The organism is Escherichia sp. MR (genome assembly GCF_005280595.1).
GTDB lineage: Bacteria > Pseudomonadota > Gammaproteobacteria > Enterobacterales > Enterobacteriaceae > Escherichia > Escherichia ruysiae.
Genome location: NZ_SZVK01000010.1, coordinates 40,645 through 60,903, shown reverse-complemented (window position 1 = coordinate 60,903; position 20,259 = coordinate 40,645). Strand labels below are relative to the sequence as shown.

The following is a 20,259-nucleotide window of genomic DNA, read 5'->3' as shown; positions in this document are numbered from 1 at the left end:
CGGGTTATCGCTGATGCCGTTATTAATATATCTCTTTGTAAAGGTTATAAATCAGGCGACAGAACGTTCTCTGTGTTGGCTAACATAATGGAGTGGCGTCATGCCATAGAAGTCTTTAAATACAGAAATAAAGTAAGACGTGCTGTTGTAGCCACAGGACTGTGACACCTGTGAGATATTTTTTCCATCCATCATTAATTCATTTACAGCATAACGCATCCGGCAGGTGGTTATTATTTGGCTATAACTGGTGTTTTCGCTTTTCAGCTTTTTCTTTAACAAACTTGGGCTAAGACATAAACAACTGGCTACCATACTAAGATTCCAGTCTTTATGGATATCGCTTTCAATGATTTGATAAACGCTGTCGCTAACACAATTACGTAACATATACATAAGTAGAGAAAGGAATTTTTTACTGTCGAGAAAGCGAGAGAGCACAGTGAATAATAATGCACGTGTTCGTTCTTTTTCCGACTCTGTTTCAGCAGGCTCTGTGCTATGTTGCGCTGCAACGCGAAACACCTCTGGTGTAAGGCATGGCAGGGAAATAATCGGTGTGGCGCTACGTTGCCAGACCGGTATTTTCGAGAGATCTTTATTCAGAAAACGGAGATAATCTTTGATGATGTCGAGGCTAATATAAGCAATCAAAGTGTTATTCAGAGAGGAGGCGTCGATAATATTATTTTCACAACTTAATAACGCCATATGGTTAGCTTTTAAACTTATAGGCTCTTTCCCATTCACTCTTAGCCAGACATCTTTTTCAGTTAATAAAACTATACAAGGTTGGTTGCTGCAAATCCTCATACATGTACTCCTGAAATGCAAAGAAAAATAGTGGATCTCGCCAACATAGAGAGATACCGGGAACGGGTTATATAATTGTATGACGAATCAAAACATGCATAAAAATAACGTGTTTTACTAATATTGCAAATTTTTATAGTAATTTCTCATGTACAAAAAATTTTACAGAGTAAATAAGGGTAAATAATAAACAAAAAAAAGCGCGGGGTGGGACCGCGCAAAAAGCATGACATTTTTGTTTGCAGCAATTTTTATGAAAACGTTGCCATACTCAAAAGGCCTCAGGCCAGGCGGCGTAATGTTATTAAAACAATTACGCCTTCAGCGGAATAGTGGTTACGCTTTCACACACATTACGTGGTAAATACCGTCAATAATTTCAGTACCTTCAGTTTCGTGTTCAAATCCAGGGAAATGATGATCCCAGGATTGCAGCGAGCGTAAATAACTTACCTGCGGACTGTTTTTATCGCCGAAGTTTTCACCAGACAGCAGCATCGGGATTCCTGGCGGATACGGGATAACTGAGTTCGCCGCAATGCGTCCTGGCAGATTTTCAATGGATACCAGCTCAACGTTGTTGTCGACAATCGCGTTGTACGCTTCACGCGGAGTGATTTCCGCCACCGGCAGGCCGGAATAGGCTTCGTTCAACCGTGCTCCTGGGTTGTTTTCTTTCAGCCAGGCAAACATTTTGTCACCCAGATCGTGAATCCCCATATTCGCGTAAGTGTCAGGATATTGTTCAACAAGTTCCGGCATCACCTGCGCCAGTGGTGTGTTGGCGTCGTAGTGGCGTTTGAAGGAACAGAGGGTGTTAACCAGAGTTCCCCATTTCCCTCGGGTCACGCCCATTGAGAACAGGAACATAATCTGGAAATCGGTGGTGCGAGTTGGCACGATGCCGTGGTGGCCAAGCCATGCGGTAACCAGTGCGGCAGGTACGCCTGTCTCTTCCAGTTCACCGTCTTCACCCATCCCCGGTGCGAGGATGCTGACTTTAATCGGGTCGAGCATACTCCAGTTGTCCGGGATATCTTTAAAGCCGTGCCAGCTTTCGCCCGGATGCATTACCCAGCAGTCCTGAACGGTGGTCAGCAGTTTGCGCGGCGCGTCAGCAAAGTCATAGGTTTTGCCGGTTTCCGGATCGGTAACCATTTCTTTATTCCACGGTTTAAAGAACCAGCTACCTTCGTCAGTAAACTCTTTATACAACCGTGCCATTGCCTGGCGGAAATCGACCGCTTCGTCGATCACTTCCTGAGTCAGTGACAGACCGCTGTTGCCGTCCATCATTGATACAGCCACATCGTTTGATGCGCAGATGGCATACAGTGGGGAAGTGGTGGCATGCATCATGTATGCCTGATTAAAGCGGGAGAAGTTAATCGCGCCCCGACCTTCACGTACATGAATATAAGACGCCTGCGACAGCGCATTCAGCAGTTTATGTGTGGAGTGGGTAGCGAAAACGGTTGGGCCATTGTGATCGCCCGGTTCACCGCGCATTGCATAGTGATCGGCATAGATTGGGTTAAACCGTGCGTAGCCATACCAGGCTTCGTCGAAGTGCAGACGATCAGAGGTTTTTTCCAGCAGATCCTGCGCGTCTTTGGCGTTATAGCACACGCCGTCATAGGTGCAGTTGGTCACCACGCAGTAAGACGGTTTTTGCCCGACTTTGTCTTTAGTCAGCGGGCTTTCGCTGATTTTCTTCTGCAAGGTTTCAGGCTGCATTTCCTGCGGATAGATTGGCCCGATAATGCCGTAGCGGTTGCGGCTTGGCACCATGTATACCGGTTTCGCGCCAGTCAGCATTAAGCCTTGTTCAATGGATTTGTGGCAGTTACGGTCAACAACGACCACGTCGTTATCCGTCATGCAGGCTTGCATGATGGTGCGGTTAGAACCTGAAGTGCCAACAACGACTGACCAGGAGCGATCGGCACCAAATACGCGCGCGGCATATTTTTCACTTTCGCCAAATGCGCCAGTATGGTCGAGCAAAGAACCGAGAGAAGTTCGTTCGATACCCATATCGGTGCGGAACAGGTTTTCACCATAATAGTCATGGTAGAAACGTCCGGCTGGCGTTTTAGTGAACCCCACACCGCCCTGGTGACCCGGCGCGGCCCAGGAATACTCATGGATGTCGCTATATTTCATCAGCGCGCTGAACAGTGGCGGTAACAACTGTTGACGGTAGCGGGTCATCGCGGCGATGGCGCGCCCGGCAATAAAATCGGCAGTATCTTCCAGAATCCAGGCGAATTCATCGACAAGCTCCAGCAGGTCGCGATCCAGCGCGGCGATTGATTTTTCCCGATCGCCTAACAGGAATACCGGCACGTTTTGCTGGCGTTCATGAAGTTTACCGATCAATTCTCTGACGTTTTGATGTTCGTCCGGATGCTCCATTTGATAACTGAACATCAGACAATCAATGGCTTCATTTGAAGAGAGAATGGCAAAACCATCATCAAATGAGGTTGATTTAATGACGGTAACATTTTGTTGACTCAAGGCATTCGCCAGACGCTCAACGGCGCTACCGACCCAGGTGTCCTGATGTAGAAACTCGCTTTCAACAATTAATACTTTCATCATTGTTTACCCGGTTGTGAAGGAATCTTCGTTGCGGGCAAGTATCTTCCGGGCATTTCAGGCTGTAAAGCGATTGAAAAATAAACGTTTTTAATTTTTTATTATTATAAACAGAAGCTTATATTAATTTTTCAATTAATTTTCAATGTTTATTATCGACAGCTAAATTATTTTTTTGGCTGATACTGATATCGTTTTTAACCGGGAAGCGTCTGGCGGCGTTGTTGGCTAAGTTTGCGGTATTGTTGCGGCGACATGCCGACATATTTGGCGAAAGTACTGTAAAAACGACTGCTCGAACGAAAACCTGCCGTCAGGGCAATATCGAGAATACTTTTATCGGTATCGCTGAGTAACGCGCGAACGTGGTTGATGCGCATTGCGGTAATGTACTGTTTCATCGTCAACTGCATGACTCGCTGAAATATCCCCATCGCATAGTTGGCGTTTAGTTTGACGTGCTCAGCCACGTCGTTGATGGTCAGCGCCTGGTCATAGTTTTCTGCAATAAAGCCCAGCATCTGGCTGACGTAAAATTGCGCATGACGCGAGACGCTGTTTTTGTGCGTGCGCGAGGTTTTATTGACCAAAATCGGTTCCCAGCCGGAGAGGCTAAATCGCTTGAGCATCAGGCCAATTTCATCAATGGCGAGCTGGCGGATTTGCTCATTCGGGCTGTTCAATTCCTGCTGCCAGCGGCGCACTTCAAAGGGGCTAAGTTGCTGTGTCGCCAGCGATTTAATCACCATGCCGTGAGTGACGTGGTTTATAAGGTCTTTATCCAGAGGCCAGGAGAGAAACAGATGCATCGGCAGATTAAAAATCGCCATGCTCTGACAAGTTCCGGTATCGGTTAGTTGGTGCGGCGTACAGGCCCAGAACAGCGTGATATGCCCTTGATTGATATTCACTTGTTCATTGTTGATCAGGTATTCCACATCGCCATCGAAAGGCACATTCACTTCAACCTGACCATGCCAGTGGCTGGTGGTCATGACATGCGGCGCACGAAATTCAATCTCCATTCGCTGATATTCCGAGTACAGCGACAGCGGGCTGCGGGTCTGCTTTTCATCACTGCTGCACATAAACGTGTCTGTGTTCATGGATGGATCTCTTTCCTGGATTATCAGAATTATGTCATGAGTAGCTGAGGATGACTGCGAATGACGACACAAAACATAAAGAGAGAGGATTTTATAAGGGCTAATTACTCTGTTTTTCAGTCAATTTAGTCCCAAAAACTCATATTTACTGCTAAGTAACCCTGGATCTGAGCTTTTGGGAATGCTCAACAGGGAAGCCGGAGGTTTTCTGCGACATCGCCTGCCATGATGAAATCATTCAAGCAAGCCTGGAGACCTGAATGATGTCTGCACCCAAAATTACTTTTATCGGCGCTGGTTCGACAATTTTCGTAAAAAATATTCTTGGTGATGTGTTTCATCGCGAGGCGCTGAAAACGGCGCATATTGCCCTGATGGACATTGACCCCACCCGCCTGGAAGAGTCGCATATTGTGGTGCGTAAGCTGATGGATTCAGCAGGGGCCAGCGGCAAAATCACCTGCCACACGCAACAGAAAGAAGCCTTACAGGATGCTGATTTTGTCGTGGTGGCATTTCAGATTGGTGGTTATGAACCTTGCACGGTGACTGATTTCGAGGTCTGTAAGCGGCATGGTCTGGAACAAACCATTGCCGATACGTTGGGGCCGGGCGGCATTATGCGCGCACTGCGTACCATTCCGCACCTGTGGCAAATTTGCGAGGACATGACGGAAGTCTGCCCCGATGCCACCATGCTCAACTACGTTAACCCGATGGCGATGAATACCTGGGCGATGTATGCCCGCTATCCGCATATCAAACAGGTAGGGTTGTGCCATTCGGTGCAGGGAACAGCGGAAGAGCTGGCGCGCGATCTCAATATTGATCCCGCCACGCTGCGTTATCGTTGCGCGGGTATCAACCATATGGCGTTTTACCTGGAGCTGGAGCGCAAAACCACCGACGGCAGTTACGTGAATCTCTACCCGGAACTGCTGGCGGCTTATGACGCAGGTCAGGCACCGAAGCCGAATATTCATGGGAATCCTCGCTGCCAGAACATTGTGCGCTATGAAATGTTCAAAAAGCTGGGCTACTTCGTCACGGAGTCGTCAGAACATTTTGCCGAATATACGCCGTGGTTTATTAAGCCAGGCCGTGAGGATTTGATTGAGCGTTATAAAGTACCGCTGGATGAGTACCCGAAACGCTGCGTCGAGCAGCTGGCGAACTGGCACAAAGAGCTGGAGGAGTATAAGAACGCCTCCCGGATTGATATTAAACCATCACGGGAATATGCCAGCACAATCATGAACGCTATCTGGACCGGAGAGCCGAGCGTGATTTATGGTAACGTCCGTAACGATGGCTTGATTGATAACCTGCCGCAAGGATGTTGCGTGGAAGTGGCCTGTCTGGTTGACGCTAATGGCATTCAGCCGACCAAAGTCGGTACGCTACCTTCGCATCTGGCAGCCCTGATGCAAACCAATATCAACGTACAGACGCTGCTCACCGAAGCCATTCTCACCGAAAACCGTGACCGTGTTTACCACGCTGCGATGATGGATCCGCACACCGCTGCCGTGCTGGGCATTGACGAAATATATGCCCTTGTTGACGATCTGATTGCCGCCCACGGCGACTGGCTGCCAGGCTGGTTGCACCGTTAAGGGGTAATCGCGTCCGGCGCTTTGGTGATTAAGCCATAGCGCCGTAACTGGCGGCAATGAGAGCGGGCGAGGAATATCACCGTAGTTAATGCGCCCAGCAGCGCGCAGAACATATCGGATTGCGTGTCCCACTGGTCGCCCTGGGTGCCAAGAAAATCATCCGCTCCCTGACCCATCGCCAGTGCCGCCCACCACTCGATCAACTCATACATGGCGCTTATCGCCAGTGCCACGCAACAGACCAGAAACGCGACCATTTTACGTCCGCGCACGTACATCCCACGCACGAGGATTTCTCGTGCTACCAGTGCAGGCACCAGTCCCTGGAAAAAATGCCCCAGCTTGTCATACGGATTACGGCTCAATCCCAGCCATTCCTGCACGTCAAAACCGATGGGGACTTTCGCGTAGGTGTACTGACCGCCGACCATCAGGATGATGGCGTGAAAGAAAATCAGTGCATAAAGCAGTGGCGTTAACGGATAACGTCTGGCGGTGGTAAGCAGCAACGGTACGACAATAATTACCGGCGTCACTTCCATCAACCAGGTGAGTTTGTCATGGGCCGAAATTCCGGTGTACATCAGGATTAACGTCAGCGCCAGTGCGCCAGTGTTAAGAACTAACGGCTTGAGTGTGCGGGTCATGGTGAGTTCGCAAGTCAGGGAAAATACTGACTATTCACCAGCAAGCGTGAAATTACAATCGCAAAAGAGGTGGCCCAGGGGGATCACCTGGCAGTATGCCGCCAGGCGCTGGGCCAAAGAAGTTACTTAGTGCAGTTCGCGCACTGTTTGTTGACGATTTGCTGGAAGAAGTCGTTGCCTTTGTCATCGACCAGGATAAACGCCGGGAAATCTTCTACTTCGATTTTCCAGATAGCTTCCATACCCAGTTCCGGATAAGCGACACATTCCAGATGCTTAATGCTCTGCTGTGCCAGCACTGCCGCCGGGCCGCCAATGCTGCCGAGGTAGAAGCCGCCGTGTTTATGACACGCGTCGGTGACTTGCTGACTGCGGTTACCTTTCGCCAGCATGATCATGCTGCCGCCGTGGGATTGCAGCAGATCTACGTAAGAGTCCATACGGCCTGCGGTGGTTGGGCCTAAAGAACCCGATGGATAACCGGCTGGCGTTTTTGCCGGACCTGCGTAGTAGATCGGATGATCTTTGATGTACTGCGGCAGCTCTTTACCGGCGTCGATCAATTCTTTCAGCTTGGCGTGCGCAATATCACGACCAACGATAATGGTGCCGGTGAGTGACAGACGAGTAGAGACCGGATACTGCGAAAGCTGGGCGAGGATCTCTTTCATCGGACGGTTGAGATCGACTTTCACCGCGTCGCCTTCACCCGCCTGACGCAGTTCTTCCGGAATGTACTGGCCTGGATTGTGTTCCAGTTTTTCGATCCAGATGCCTTCGCGGTTAATTTTTGCTTTGATGTTACGGTCAGCGGAGCAGGAGACGCCCATACCCACCGGGCAGGATGCGCCGTGACGAGGCAGGCGAATCACGCGGATGTCGTGAGCGAAGTATTTACCACCAAACTGCGCGCCGAGGCCGAGCTTCTGAGCCTCGATCAGAAGTTCTTGTTCTAACTGGACATCGCGGAAAGCCTGACCGTGTTCGTTCCCTTCAGTCGGCAGCTCATCGTAATAGTGAGCACTTGCCAACTTGACGGTTTTCAGGTTGGTTTCCGCAGACGTGCCGCCAATCACAAACGCGATATGGTACGGCGGGCAGGCTGCGGTGCCGAGAGTACGCATTTTCTCAACGAGGAAGTTTTTCAGTTTACCCGGAGTCAGCAGGGCTTTGGTTTCCTGATAGAGATACGTTTTGTTGGCAGAACCGCCGCCTTTGGCGACGCAGAGGAATTTGTACTCGTCGCCATCCACTGCGTACAGGTCGATTTGCGCAGGCAGGTTAGTGCCGGTGTTGACCTCTTTGTACATGTCCAGCGGTGCGTTTTGTGAATAGCGCAGGTTATCTTCGATATAAGTGTTATAGACACCTTTTGATAAGGCTTCTTCATCACCGCCGCCGGTCCACACTCGCTGACCTTTTTTACCGACGATGATGGCGGTGCCGGTATCCTGGCAGGTCGGCAATACACCTTTGGCTGCGATTTCGGAGTTTCTCAAGAATTGCAGCGCCACATACTTATCGTTTTCGCTGGCTTCAGGGTCATGAAGAATAGAAGCTACCTGTTGCTGGTGTGCCGGGCGGAGCATGAAAGAAGCGTCATGGAAGGCTTGCTGCGCCAGCAAGGTCAGGGCTTCAGGTTCCACTTTCAGGATGGTTTCGCCGTTAAATTCGGCAACACTAACGTAATCGGATGTGAGCAGATAGTACTCGGTATTGTCTTTCCCCATCGGGAAAGGCGCCTGATAAATAAACTCTTTATTTGACATAGCTTCCAGCCTGTAACTCTGTATTTGTTATACGAAAATGGCGTGCCGCACAGCGACGGGCAGCACGCAGAGTGCAATTACAAGAACCCGTACATCGCAGCGAAGATCCAGCCGAAGACGCACGATACGCTCACACCAATCAACCCTGGCAAAATAAAGCTGTGGTTGATGACGAAGCGGCCGATGTGGGTGGTTCCGGAACGGTCAAACTGAATCGCTGCCAGATCGCTCGGATAGGTCGGCAGGATGTAATAACCATAGCAAGCCGGTGCTGAAGCCACGATGTATGCCGGGTCAACGCCAATCGCCAGTGCAACCGGAACAATTGCTGCCAGTGCAGCGGCCTGGGAGTTAACAAACTTGGAGACCAGCAACAGAACAATGGCATAAGCCCACGGATACTCTTTCACCATTTCGCCCAGTACGCCCTGAATTTCAGACATATGCGCACCGAACATGGTTTCGGCCATCCACGCGATACCGTATACCGCCACGATGGCAATCATACCGGAACGGAAGACTTCATTTTTTGAGATGGACGCGGGATTGGTTTTGGTCAGGATAATAATCAACGCCCCGGTCAGCAGCATAAACATCTGGATAACCAGTACCATCGACAGCGGCTTGCCGCCAAAAGACGGACGCAGGTCAGAATCAGCACCAAGAAGTGCGACCACCGCGATTGCCCCGAGGAAGATCCACATTGCCAGCCAGTTGCTTTTCGGTAGTTTTTTATCCAGCAGCGTGGCGGTGTCACCGTAAACGTACTCACGGTTTTCCGGTACGGAGATGAATTTCTGGAACTCTTCGTCTTTGTCCAGATCTTTACCACGGAACCAACTGAAAATACCGATCGCCAGGATACCTAACAAGGTAGAGGGGATGGTAATCGCAAGCAGGTCGAGGAACTCAAGGTGACGACCATCAAAGGTTACGTTCCCCAGCATTGCGACCAGCGATACTACGGCAACCGACACCGGACTGGCGATAATCCCCATCTGCGCGCCGATAGAGCTCGCCGCCATTGGGCGTTCCGGACGGATGTTGTTCTTAATCGCAACGTCGTAGATGATCGGCAGGATGGTGTAAACCACGTGACCCGTACCGCAAAGAATGGTCAGCGTACAGGTGACAAACGGCGCGACGATGGAAACATATTTCGGATTGCGACGCAGCAGTTTTTCGGCAATTTGCAGCATAACATCCAGACCGCCAGAGGCTTGCAAGGTCGCCGATGCTGCCACCACCGCAATGATGACCAGCATGACATCAACCGGTGGTTTACCCGGCTGAAGATGGAAGACGAAGACCAGAATGACCAGGCCGATACCGCCTAATAAACCCAGCGCGATACCGCCCTTTCTGGCACCATAAAACAGACATATCAGTATTATGATAAGTTGGATGGTAAATAACATGTGTAAACCCTCGCGATAATCCCATTTAAATTCTTGCCAAATAGATCACAGCCACATTCTGTTTTGGATGAACTGTTATCAGAGACTGACTAAATATCCGTTTGGTCGTTGCTGGCTCGAGCAAATACTTCACAGTGAATATTGGCTGATTCAGGCAGCAGTAAATTTATGCACTGTGATAAGTGTTTTTTTCAGAGAAAAATACTCTCTGGCGATGGGGTTATAGTTTGTGTTTCGCAGATGTTAATGGTCTGTTTTTGCGCTATCTTGTTGATATTTATTGGTCTATTTTTTGTTCTACAGACGGATGTCATCAACTTTATAGATTATTCTGATCTACCTATTTATGGGTAAAAATACACATAATACGGGTGACATAATAGTTAATTAACTTTTGTTAGCGTTTTGAAATTAAAAACTCTATTTATCCGAATTGATATTAATTCGCAGGGGATGAAGAGGGATAATTATATTTGATCTGGCACAAGTTTTACTGATGGCTGATGTAACTTGTGCCAGTGCCGGTTTGCATTACTGCAATAATTGTTACTTCCAGATAACTAATAACGCGTTATTGGCAATATTGCTTCAGTAATGAGTAATGCTCTGCCTGAATACGGTAGCGATAAACCGGACGACCGGTGACGCCATAATGGATACTGGTAACTAAGATGTGACAATTCACTAGCCAGATCAGATATTTGCGGCAGGAAACGCGAGAGATGTTAACCTCGTTGGCCAGCTCGTCGGTTGAAAATTCATAGTCCTGGTGAGCGTCAATCCACTGGCACAGCGTGCGTAAAGTCTGCGGCGTTAAGCCTTTTGGCAGACGGCGGGTATCCTGTTCGTTAGATGAATTGCCATGAATTAGCTGATCCAGCTCGGCCTGGTCATAGTATTGATGTTTCTCCAGCGCCATTTTCTTTTGTCGCCAGCCGATGAGCGCCTCTTCAAAACGTGATGCCTGGAACGGTTTGATTAGATAATCAACGACGCCATAATGCAGAGAATCCTTAATGGTTGCGGCATCAGCAGCTGAGGAGATGACAATCACATCGCTTTTGCATCGAGCGTTGTGCAGGACAGGCAGTAAATCGAGCCCGTTTTCTTTTTGCATATAGATATCGAGCAAGATCAGGTCGATAGGTGTTTCGTTGTTGAAGATAATCTCTTTGGCTTTCTCCAGTGTCGAGGCTGTTCCGCAGCATTGAAAACCAGGGATCTGCGCCACGTATCGGCGATTCAACTCCGCTACCATTGCATCGTCATCGATAATTAATACATTGATCATTTGCTCGACCTCTCCCCATCCCAGGGTAACTGGACAAAAAATTGTGTGAAAATCCCGGGTTCCGATTCCACGGCAATGCTGCCGCCGAGATTTTCAACCTGTTGTTTGACAAGTGCCAGACCGACGCCTCGTTCACTTCCTTTTGTCGAGACACCTTTTTCAAAAATGTGATCGATTTTGTCGGGGGAAATTCCCGGACCATCATCGTTAATTTCACAGTGCAGCCAGCCGTGACGGTAGTGCAACGTAACGCTGATTTCACCACCGGGTTCTTGCCCTAATGCCTCCAGCGCGTTTTCTATCAGATTTCCCAACGCGGTAATTAACGTTGCGACTTGATCTTCACTACCGCTGTCTGGCAACTGGCTCTCACTATTTAATATCAGCGTATGGCCTAAATCGGTCGCGCGGTTAATCTTGCTGATTAAAAAACCAGCGATAACCGGAGATTTGATTTTACCCAGCAAAGAGCCAATCTCTTCCTGATAGTTGTTGGCTGTTTTTAGAATGTAATCTTCCAACTGCTTATAACTCTTCAGATGTAATAATCCGAGAATCACGTGTAATTTGTTCATAAATTCGTGGGAGCGTTCACGAAGTGCGTCGGCATAGTTGACCAGCCCATCCAACCGTTGCATTAGCTTACGAACTTCCGTTTTGTCCCTGAAGGTAGAGATGGCTCCGATGATAACGCCATTGCTGCGTACGGGTACGGTGTTGATGAGTAATAGCCGATCTTTGACGGTAACCTCTTCATCTCGTCGCGGCGTGCCGTCACGTAATACTTCCGAGACATCCACCACCTGCGACCATGCCTGACTCAGTGTCGATAGCTTTTCGTCATCCTGGGATTTGTGATAATTAAGCAGTTCTTGCGCAGCATCATTGATGAGTGTGACCTCGCCGCGCGCGTCTACGGCAACGACACCTTCCTTGATTGATTGCAGCATTGCCTGGCGTTGCTCAAACAGAGTTGAGATTTCGTAAGGCTCCAGGCCGAACAGGATGCGCTTAAGTACTTTGACTAAAATCCATGTACCCAGCCCGCCAACCAGCACACCGAATAAAATTGACCAGATAATGCTCCAGCGGCTGTCATTGATCTGCTGCGTTACGCGGCTTAACTCCAGGCCAATCGCCACCACGCCGATCTGCTTATGATTTTCGTCGTAGATAGGGGTAAATACGCGTAAAGCCTGCGCCAGAAAACCGCGATTAATAGCGACATTTTCCTCGCCGTTGAGCGCCTTCAGGATGTCGTCCCCTTTAAAGAGCTGACCAATGCGTTGGGTTTCAGGGTGCGAGTAGCGAAGACTTTGCATATTGGTAACGACAATAAACAGCAGATCGTTGCGTTTACGTACAGCTTCAGCGATGTCCTGGATACCGCTCTCCTGCGGTTTTTTCTGCAAGCCCTGACGAATTTCCGGCGAGTCGGCGAGGGTACGCGCCACGGCCAGTGCCTTGTTGGCCAGCCCGTCACGCGTCATATCGCTGATTTGCGAGAAGTAAACCAGATGCACTACCAGCAGCACCGAGAACAGCACTGCGCTGACCATTAAGATCACCGTGGTACTGAGTTTCATCGGACGTTTGCGTAACATGCGGCAGGGCAGTGAATGTCTCATCAGCTTCCTTGTATGACAAATTTCCTAAGCATTATCTCTGATGCTGCGGGTAATTCAAAGGGAGTAAGGGGATTGGCCATCCGGGGAAGCGGATTTGGTAACTGAAACTTCCGGTGTCGTCTGGCGATTCGAGAGCTATGCTTATAGCGAAAACCATACTTATGAGGGAGAGAAGGTCATGGATCAGGAACTACTGGATGTTGGTTATCGCTGCTATACCGGCGAAAAGGTCGATGTCTATTTCAACACCGCAATATGTCAGCATTCCGGTAATTGTGTGCGCGGTAATAGCAAACTGTTTAATCTCAAACGTAAGCCGTGGATTATGCCGGATGAAGTAGACGTCGCTACCGTCGTGAATGTTATTGATACATGTCCCAGCGGTGCATTGAAATACCGTCATAAATAAGTGAGGGGAAAATGGAAATACGTGAGGGTCATAATAAATTTTACATCAATGATGCGCAGGGAAATCAAATAGCTGAAATTGTCTTTGTGCCGACCGGAGAGAATTTAGCGATTATTGAACATACCGATGTTGATGAAAGCCTGAAAGGGCAGGGGATTGGTAAACAACTGGTAGCGAAAGTCGTGGAAAAAATGCGCCAGGAAAAACGGAAAATTATCCCGCTGTGCCCGTTTGCGAAACACGAATTTGATAAAACGCGTGAGTATGATGATATTCGCAGTTGATGGGGCGAAGGCAGGAAGGACGTATTCCCAAAAGCAAAAACCCGCCTTGTAGGCGGGTTCTCAGGAATTAGTGGTGCCCGGACTCGGAATCGAACCAAGGACACGGGGATTTTCAATCCCCTGCTCTACCGACTGAGCTATCCGGGCAACGGGGCGCATTAAACCGTAATCTGCACATCTCGTCAACCTAATTTCAGTAAAAGCGATTCAACTGCTTAAGATTGCGGCAAATCGCTTCTTTTCTGTGTTTCTGTCAGGTCAGTGCGCCACCCTGGCGGCAGCGGGCGAAGCGCAGAATATCTTCCGCCAGCCGGTGTGCGGTATCGACATCCGCCTGGCTACGATTCACCAGCATTCGGCTTAAACAGCCTTCCAGCACCAGTTCCATCTGCTTTGCCACCATCGCAGGATCGTCAACTTCCAGCGTGGTTAATAGTTCGTGGGTGAAATCGTAGGCCGCGCTTTTTTGCTGATCGGCCAGTTGATGAATAGGGTGACCAGGATCGGGATAAAACGTACAGGCAGCGATAAACAGACAGCCCGGATAGCGGTTGTTTTTAACGCACTCTGATAACGCCTGATAACGCGCCAGCAGCTTTTGTTCGGCGGTTTGCGTTTCGTCCAGCATCAACTGACGACGCCAGACATCTATCTGTTGGCTAAGATAGCGCAGCGCGTCGTAGAGGATTGCCTCTTTGTCTGGCCAGAAGCGACGCAGCTCGTCCAGTGGATAATCCACACGTTCAGCAACCATCTCCAGCGTGGTGTTGGCAATCCCTTGTAATTCTAATAATTTCAGGGCTTCTCCCAGTACATCTTCACGTTGCACGCTATTTTCCTCCGTCTTTCCCACTGCAAGTGTCGTTCACGGTTGGCGATCGCGCAAATGTGCGCTGAAGGTTTCAGCATCCATAAAGCCCGTGACGCGTGCTTGTGGATGCTCCTGGCCTTGTCCGTCAAAAAAGAGAATTGTCGGCAGTCCAAGGACATTTAGATGTTTTAATAGCGCCACATCTTGTGCGTCATTAGCGGTGACGTTGGCCTGAAGTAAGACTTTGTCAGCCAACGCTTTTTGCACCTGTGGGTCGCTAAAGGTGTATTTCTCGAACTCTTTACAGGCAACGCACCAGTCGGCATAGAGATCTAACATTACAGGTTTGCCTTTGGCTTCAACGAGCGCCTGATTTAACTCATCCACCGTTTTGATTGGTGTAAAGTTGAGATGCGCCTGAGTTTGTGCGGTATGCGTCGCACCAAATGCCCAGTCCTGGAGTGGGCGCACGCTAACCAACGCCGCTGCCAGTAGGATTATTTGCACAATGCGCATCCAACCGCATTTGGCCTGTAAGCTGGTGACAAAGGCCCAGCTAAAGAATGCGACGCCAAGCGCCGACCACAAGCGTAATCCCCATATATCGCCAATCACTCGCTCAAGCAGGAAGACCGGCAGTGCGAGGATCACAAAACCAAACGCGGTTTTGACCTGTTCCATCCACGGACCGCTTTTCGGCAGCAGACGGTTGCCAAAGACGGTAATTAACATCAGCGGTAGACCCATGCCCAGCGCATAGAGATAAAGTGTGCCGCCGCCTAGCCACATGTTTCCGCTTTGGGCGATATATAGCAGAATCGCGCTAAGCGGCGCGGTGGTGCATGGTGAGCAGATCAAACCGGCAATCGCCCCCATAACAAACACACCGCCGGGCGAGCCACCCTGTTGGCGATTGCTCATCAGCGTGAGGCGCGTTTGCAGTGAAGAGGGGAGTTGCAGGGTAAACAAGCCAAACATCGACATCGCCAGCAAGGTAAAGACGATGGCGAGGCCAATAAGCACGTAAGGATGCTGTAGCGCCGCCTGGAACTGTAACCCTGCGGCGGCAACCACCAGACCCAGCGCCGTGTAGGTCAGCGCCATCCCTTGCACATAAATAAAGGTCAGCAACAATGCTCTGGTGGTGGAGAGCCGCTGTTTACCGCCCATCACGATGCCGGAAATCAGTGGGTACATCGGCAGTACGCAGGGGGTGAAGGCGATGCCGATACCGATCAACAATGCCCAGAGCGCAGAAAAGGGCAATTGCGCGGCGGGCTGCTCTTGCTGCGGGACAGACATCGGCTGTGGCGCTGCGTTGTTGGCAACCACTTCGCTTAACGGTACGGTTTTGGTTTCTGGTGGATAGCAGAAACCAGCGTCAGCGCAGCCCTGGTAAGTGACAGTTAATGTCGCGCCAGCCGTAGCCTGGTTGATGGTTACAGGAAGCGTCAGTCGCTTGCGATAAATCTCGCTTTTGCCGTAAAACTCATCGTCATGCCAGACGCCAGGCGGTAACTGCACGTCGGCAATTTTCGCGTGTTCCGGCGTAATGCGGATCTGTTTACGGTAGAGGTAGTAACCGTCTTTGATCTGCCAGGTCAGATTCAGGTCATGTTGGTTTTGCTGAAAATCAAAAGCAAAGGCTTGATCCGCAGGGACAAATTGTGAACGTCCCGGCGCGTCGAATAATCCGGCAAAAACGGAAGTGCTGCAAAGTAGCAGGATCAGCGTAAAGATGCGTTGAGCCATGAGAGGTAATCTGTGTCTCCGTGTATAACAGGTAAAACCAGAAGCTCCGGGGTTTGATACGGATGATGAGACTTCAGGCATTCCAGCAGAGCTTGCTGGTGAGCGTTGTCGGTTTTTAAGATCATCTGTACTTCATATTCCTGTTCCAGCTTACCTTCCCAGTAATAGAGTGAGGTTGCGCCAGGGATCAGGGTTGCACAGGCCGCCAGTTTTTCTGCCAGCACTTTGGCGGCTAAATCCTGGGCTGTCGCTTCATCCGGTGCGGTACACAGCACCACGACAGACGCGGTATTCGAACTTTTATCATCAAGCATAAACACCTCGCAAGAACAGATGGAACCGCAAGAGAGAGGTCACTATACAACGGACGAGGGAATGATGTTAGTCGGCGGGAAAGAAAGCGGGGCGTGAACGCCCCGCGATTTGTCATTACAGCATGAAGCTACCCAGCACGAAGCCGAAGCAAACGGCCAGGGCAACACCCAGAGTACCTGGGATGAAGAACGGATGGTTGAAGACGAATTTACCGATACGAGTTGTACCCGTGTCATCCATCTGTACCGCAGCAACCAGAGTCGGGTAGGTCGGCAGAATGAACAGACCAGACACCGCAGCAAAAGAAGCAACAGCGGTCAGCGGAGAAACGTTCAGCGCCAGAGCCATCGGCATCAGTGCTTTTGCGGTTGCAGCCTGAGAGTACAGCAGAGCAGAAGCAAAGAAGAAGATGACAGCCAGCAGCCACGGATGACCCTGAATCACTTCACCAGCGGTATCTTTGATCCAGTCGATGTTGTTGGAAACGAAAGTATCGCCCAGCCATGCAACGCCCAGGATACAAATACAGGCGCTCATACCTGCTTTGAAGGTGCTGGAGTTGAGGATGTTGTCGGTATCAACTTTACAGATAACGGTAGTCAGGGTTGCAACGCTGAGCATGATGATCAGGATTGCGTTAGTGGTGTTCATCAGCGGTTTCTCAACCAGGCCCATGCTCGGGCTGTTGATGATTGCATAGATAACCACGCCAACTACGCCCAGCAGGAACAGCCAGACGGAAGTTTTTGCACCGGATTTGATTTCAATCTGCTTTTCACCGCGCAGTTCAACCAGACCTTCTTCCAGACGCTTGCGATAAATCGGATCGTCAGACAGTTTGGAGTTGAACAGCATAGTGACCAGGAAGGACATCACCAGAACCGCCAGCAGGGTGGACGGGATGACCACAGAGAGCAGATGAAGGTAGCTGATGCCATGACCTTCCATTACGGAAGACATGTAAACGACTGCCGCTGAGATTGGCGATGCGGTGATCGCAATCTGCGCGGAAACCACCGCAGTAGACAGCGGACGGCAAGGTTTAACGCCTTGTTCCTTCGCAACTTCAGCGATAACTGGCAGCGTTGCCAGAGAGATGTTGCCAGTACCCGCAAAAATTGTCAGGAAATAAGTCACGATCGGAGCGAGGATCGTGATGTATTTCGGGTTACGGCGCAGCAGCTTTTCTGTCTGATGAACCAGATAGTCCAGACCGCCAGCAACCTGCATGGCAGAAATAGCGGCGATAACCGCCATGATAATGGAAATGACATCGAACGGGATGTTACCAGGTTTGACGCCAATAGCGGCAAGAACCAGCACCCCCAATCCGCCTGCAAAACCAATACCTATTCCCCCCAGTCTGGCGCCCAAGAAGATCGCCAGCAAAACTATGATGAGTTCTACAACTAGCATATTAGCCTTCCTTGTTTTTTAACAAGTTGATATTAGATTGTTATTTTTAAGTTACTACTCACAAGAAAAAAGCACGTCGTCTGACGTGCCTTTTTTATTTGTACTACCCTGTACGATTACTGTTCGCTTTCATCAGTATAGCGTTTTGCTTTGTAAGCCGGGTGCATCAGATTCTGTACGGAGAAAATATCGTCTAGTTCCGCTTCAGTCAGCAGACCGCGTTCCAGAACGACTTCACGTACACTCTTACCGGTTTCGGCACAGATTTTACCCACGATGTCACCGTTGTGGTGGCCGATGAACGGGTTCAGGTAAGTGACGATACCGATAGAGTTGTAAACGTAACCTTCGCACACTTCTTTGTTAGCAGTGATGCCGTTAACGCATTTTTCCAGCAGGTTGTAGCAAGCGTTGGTCAGAATATGAACTGATTCAAACATGGCCTGGCCAATGACCGGCTCCATAACGTTCAGCTGCAGCTGACCTGCTTCTGCTGCCATGGTAACAGTGGTGTCGTTACCGATGACTTTGAAGCATACCTGGTTAACCACTTCCGGAACAACCGGGTTTACTTTAGCTGGCATGATGGAAGAGCCCGCCTGCAGTTCCGGCAGGTTGATCTCGTTCAGGCCGGCACGTGGGCCAGAAGAGAGCAAGCGCAGGTCGTTACAGATTTTGGACATCTTCACAGCCAGGCGTTTCAGCGCACCGTGAACCATAACGTAAGCGCCGCAGTCAGAGGTCGCTTCGATCAGGTCTTCAGCCGGAACGCATGGGAAGCCAGTGACTTCAGCCAGTTTTTTCACTGCCAGCGGAGAGTACTCTTTCGGCGTGTTCAGGCCTGTACCGATTGCCGTTGCGCCGAGGTTAACTTCCAGCAGCAGTTCAGCGGTACGTTGGATGTTTTTCACTTCTTCTTTCAGCAGAATGCTGAAAGCGCGGAATTCCTGACCAAGGGTCATCGGTACTGCGTCCTGCAGCTGGGTACGACCCATTTTCAGGATGTCCTGGAATTCGACAGCTTTACGTTCAAAGCCTTCGCGCAGTTGGTTAATCGCATCTACCAGTTTAATCAGGGAAGAGTAAACCGCGATACGGAAACCGGTCGGGTAGGCGTCGTTAGTGGACTGACATTTGTTAACATGGTCGTTCGGGTTCAGGTACTGATATTCACCTTTCTGGTGACCCATCAGTTCCAGACCGATATTGGCCAGCACTTCGTTGGTGTTCATGTTTACGGAAGTACCTGCGCCGCCCTGGTAGACGTCTACCGGGAACTGATCCATGCATTTTCCGTTATTCAGGACTTCATCACATGCGGCAATGATTGCATTCGCTACACTTTTAGGAATGGTTTGCAGCTCTTTGTTTGCCATAGCTGCGGCTTTTTTAACCATTACCATACCGCGAACAAATTCAGGAATATCGCTGATTTTGCTGTTGCTGATATAGAAGTTTTCAATCGCTCTCAGAGTGTGAACACCATAGTAGGCATCAGCTGGAACTTCCCTGGTACCCAACAGATCTTCTTCGATACGAATGTTGTTTGACATGTGAACCTTCTTTTTCAAGCTGCCAATGATTTGCTTTAAACACACAGAATATATGTGGTTTCGAATGTTTTTCGACCGACGATTATCCCCTGCATCGGACGAATACCCAGGATCATATGCTGCTTGAGGATTTCTACCGTAATCTGGATCACTTTAAGTGTCGGTTTTTACCCCTTAATTATTAATTTGTGAAATAGATCACCGCTTTGGGATTACTACCAAAAATAGTTGCGAAAACATCTTGAAATTTTGCTAATGACCACAATATAAGCTGAACGCGATTCGCAACCCATTCAGGCGCCCGGATTTAACCGGTTGCTATTACAGGAGAAACCTTTGCGCTGGTTACCTTTTATTGCCATTTTCCTTTATGTCTATATTGAGATTTCAATTTTTATTCAGGTTGCCCATGTCCTGGGGGTATTGCTGACCCTCGTACTGGTTATATTCACGTCGGTTATCGGTATGTCACTGGTACGTAATCAGGGCTTTAAGAATTTTGTGCTGATGCAACAAAAAATGGCGGCGGGTGAAAACCCTGCGGCGGAGATGATTAAAAGTGTTTCGCTGATCATTGCCGGTTTGCTGCTTTTATTACCGGGCTTTTTCACCGATTTCCTCGGTCTTCTTCTTTTATTACCGCCGGTGCAAAAGCATCTGACAGTGAAGCTGATGCCGCATTTGCGTTTCTCCCGGATGCCGGGCGGCGGTTTTAGCGCCGGAACCGGTGGCGGTAATACTTTTGATGGTGAGTACCAGCGAAAAGATGATGACCGCGACCGCATTGATCATAAAAACGATCGCCAGGATTAATGTCAAAACGCCGG

Annotated in this window: 17 protein-coding genes and 1 tRNA gene; 4 read left to right on the top strand and 14 right to left on the bottom strand. The window is 49.5% G+C overall.

The features are described 5' to 3' along the window. Positions 1–51: 51 nt before the first annotated feature. The 3 genes from FC814_RS06705 to melR form a co-directional block, all read right to left on the bottom strand. Positions 52–813 carry an AraC family transcriptional regulator gene (locus FC814_RS06705; protein WP_001217089.1) on the bottom strand — a complete coding sequence of 254 codons (762 nt, stop codon included), beginning with the start codon at positions 811–813 and terminating at the stop codon, positions 52–54. Positions 814–1,149: 336 nt separating this feature from the next. Further along, entirely contained in the window at positions 1,150–3,417 is a 2,268-nt protein-coding gene (gene adiA / locus FC814_RS06700) for an arginine decarboxylase (protein ID WP_077629710.1), read from the bottom strand. A 197-nt stretch (positions 3,418–3,614) separates the two neighbouring features. After that, complete coding sequence (melR, locus tag FC814_RS06695) at positions 3,615–4,523, bottom strand: transcriptional regulator MelR (protein WP_001090775.1); 909 nt, start codon at positions 4,521–4,523, stop codon at positions 3,615–3,617. A 260-nt stretch (positions 4,524–4,783) separates the two neighbouring features. Here melR and melA point away from each other — a divergent pair, with 260 nt between their 5' ends. Then, on the top strand, positions 4,784–6,139 hold the full coding sequence (melA, locus tag FC814_RS06690; RefSeq protein ID WP_085461271.1) for an alpha-galactosidase: 1,356 nt from the start codon (positions 4,784–4,786) through the stop codon (positions 6,137–6,139). Here melA and FC814_RS06685 read toward each other — a convergent pair. From FC814_RS06685 to FC814_RS06665, 5 genes are all read right to left on the bottom strand, one after another. Next, a complete protein-coding gene (locus FC814_RS06685) occupies positions 6,136–6,786 on the bottom strand; it encodes a DUF2238 domain-containing protein (protein ID WP_105280888.1) in 651 nt (216 codons plus the stop codon). The two genes, melA and FC814_RS06685, sit on opposite strands and share 4 nt — an antisense overlap. A 122-nt stretch (positions 6,787–6,908) precedes the next feature. After that, positions 6,909–8,555, bottom strand: coding sequence for a class I fumarate hydratase (fumB, locus tag FC814_RS06680; protein WP_000066143.1), 1,647 nt, complete (start codon positions 8,553–8,555; stop codon positions 6,909–6,911). A gap of 77 nt (positions 8,556–8,632) precedes the next feature. After that, positions 8,633–9,973: an anaerobic C4-dicarboxylate transporter DcuB gene (dcuB, locus tag FC814_RS06675; RefSeq protein ID WP_000899528.1), complete on the bottom strand. Its 1,341-nt coding sequence runs from the start codon at positions 9,971–9,973 to the stop codon at positions 8,633–8,635. Between the two features lie 571 nt (positions 9,974–10,544). After that, positions 10,545–11,264, bottom strand: a complete 720-nt coding sequence (gene dcuR / locus FC814_RS06670) for a two-component system response regulator DcuR (RefSeq protein WP_000611279.1) — start codon at positions 11,262–11,264, stop codon at positions 10,545–10,547. After that, positions 11,261–12,892: a sensor histidine kinase gene (locus FC814_RS06665; RefSeq protein ID WP_016159910.1), complete on the bottom strand. Its 1,632-nt coding sequence runs from the start codon at positions 12,890–12,892 to the stop codon at positions 11,261–11,263. The genes dcuR and FC814_RS06665 overlap by 4 nt, the downstream gene beginning before the upstream one ends. A 178-nt stretch (positions 12,893–13,070) precedes the next feature. On the opposite strand from FC814_RS06665, the gene yjdI reads away from it, so the two are divergent. Both yjdI and FC814_RS06655 read left to right on the top strand, forming a co-directional pair. Then, positions 13,071–13,301, top strand: coding sequence for a 4Fe-4S mono-cluster protein YjdI (gene yjdI / locus FC814_RS06660; protein WP_000371865.1), 231 nt, complete (start codon positions 13,071–13,073; stop codon positions 13,299–13,301). Positions 13,302–13,312: 11 nt separating this feature from the next. Further along, positions 13,313–13,585, top strand: coding sequence for a GNAT family N-acetyltransferase (locus FC814_RS06655; RefSeq protein ID WP_000405640.1), 273 nt, complete (start codon positions 13,313–13,315; stop codon positions 13,583–13,585). A gap of 71 nt (positions 13,586–13,656) precedes the next feature. Here the strand turns inward: FC814_RS06655 and FC814_RS06650 are convergent. The 6 genes from FC814_RS06650 to aspA all read right to left on the bottom strand — a co-directional run bounded on the left by FC814_RS06650 (position 13,657) and on the right by aspA (position 19,432). After that, positions 13,657–13,732: transfer RNA gene (locus FC814_RS06650), tRNA-Phe, on the bottom strand. Between the two features lie 106 nt (positions 13,733–13,838). Continuing rightward, positions 13,839–14,414 (bottom strand): transcriptional regulator, encoded by a 576-nt coding sequence (locus FC814_RS06645; protein WP_001188520.1) that lies wholly within the window; start codon positions 14,412–14,414, stop codon positions 13,839–13,841. A 36-nt stretch (positions 14,415–14,450) separates the two neighbouring features. Then, the gene (gene dsbD, locus FC814_RS06640; protein WP_137325686.1) at positions 14,451–16,148 is read right to left on the bottom strand and encodes a protein-disulfide reductase DsbD; all 1,698 of its coding nucleotides are present in this window, start codon (positions 16,146–16,148) and stop codon (positions 14,451–14,453) included. Further along, positions 16,124–16,462 (bottom strand): divalent cation tolerance protein CutA, encoded by a 339-nt coding sequence (cutA, locus tag FC814_RS06635; RefSeq protein WP_085461256.1) that lies wholly within the window; start codon positions 16,460–16,462, stop codon positions 16,124–16,126. The genes dsbD and cutA overlap by 25 nt, the downstream gene beginning before the upstream one ends. 115 nt (positions 16,463–16,577) lie before the next feature. Beyond that, positions 16,578–17,879, bottom strand: coding sequence for an anaerobic C4-dicarboxylate transporter DcuA (gene dcuA / locus FC814_RS06630; protein WP_000961959.1), 1,302 nt, complete (start codon positions 17,877–17,879; stop codon positions 16,578–16,580). Between the two features lie 116 nt (positions 17,880–17,995). Beyond that, a complete protein-coding gene (aspA, locus tag FC814_RS06625; RefSeq protein WP_010344893.1) occupies positions 17,996–19,432 on the bottom strand; it encodes an aspartate ammonia-lyase in 1,437 nt (478 codons plus the stop codon). Positions 19,433–19,768: 336 nt separating this feature from the next. Between aspA and FC814_RS06620 the strand changes: the two genes are divergently transcribed. Next, positions 19,769–20,245 (top strand): FxsA family protein, encoded by a 477-nt coding sequence (locus FC814_RS06620; RefSeq protein WP_137325685.1) that lies wholly within the window; start codon positions 19,769–19,771, stop codon positions 20,243–20,245. Positions 20,246–20,259 lie beyond the last annotated feature (14 nt).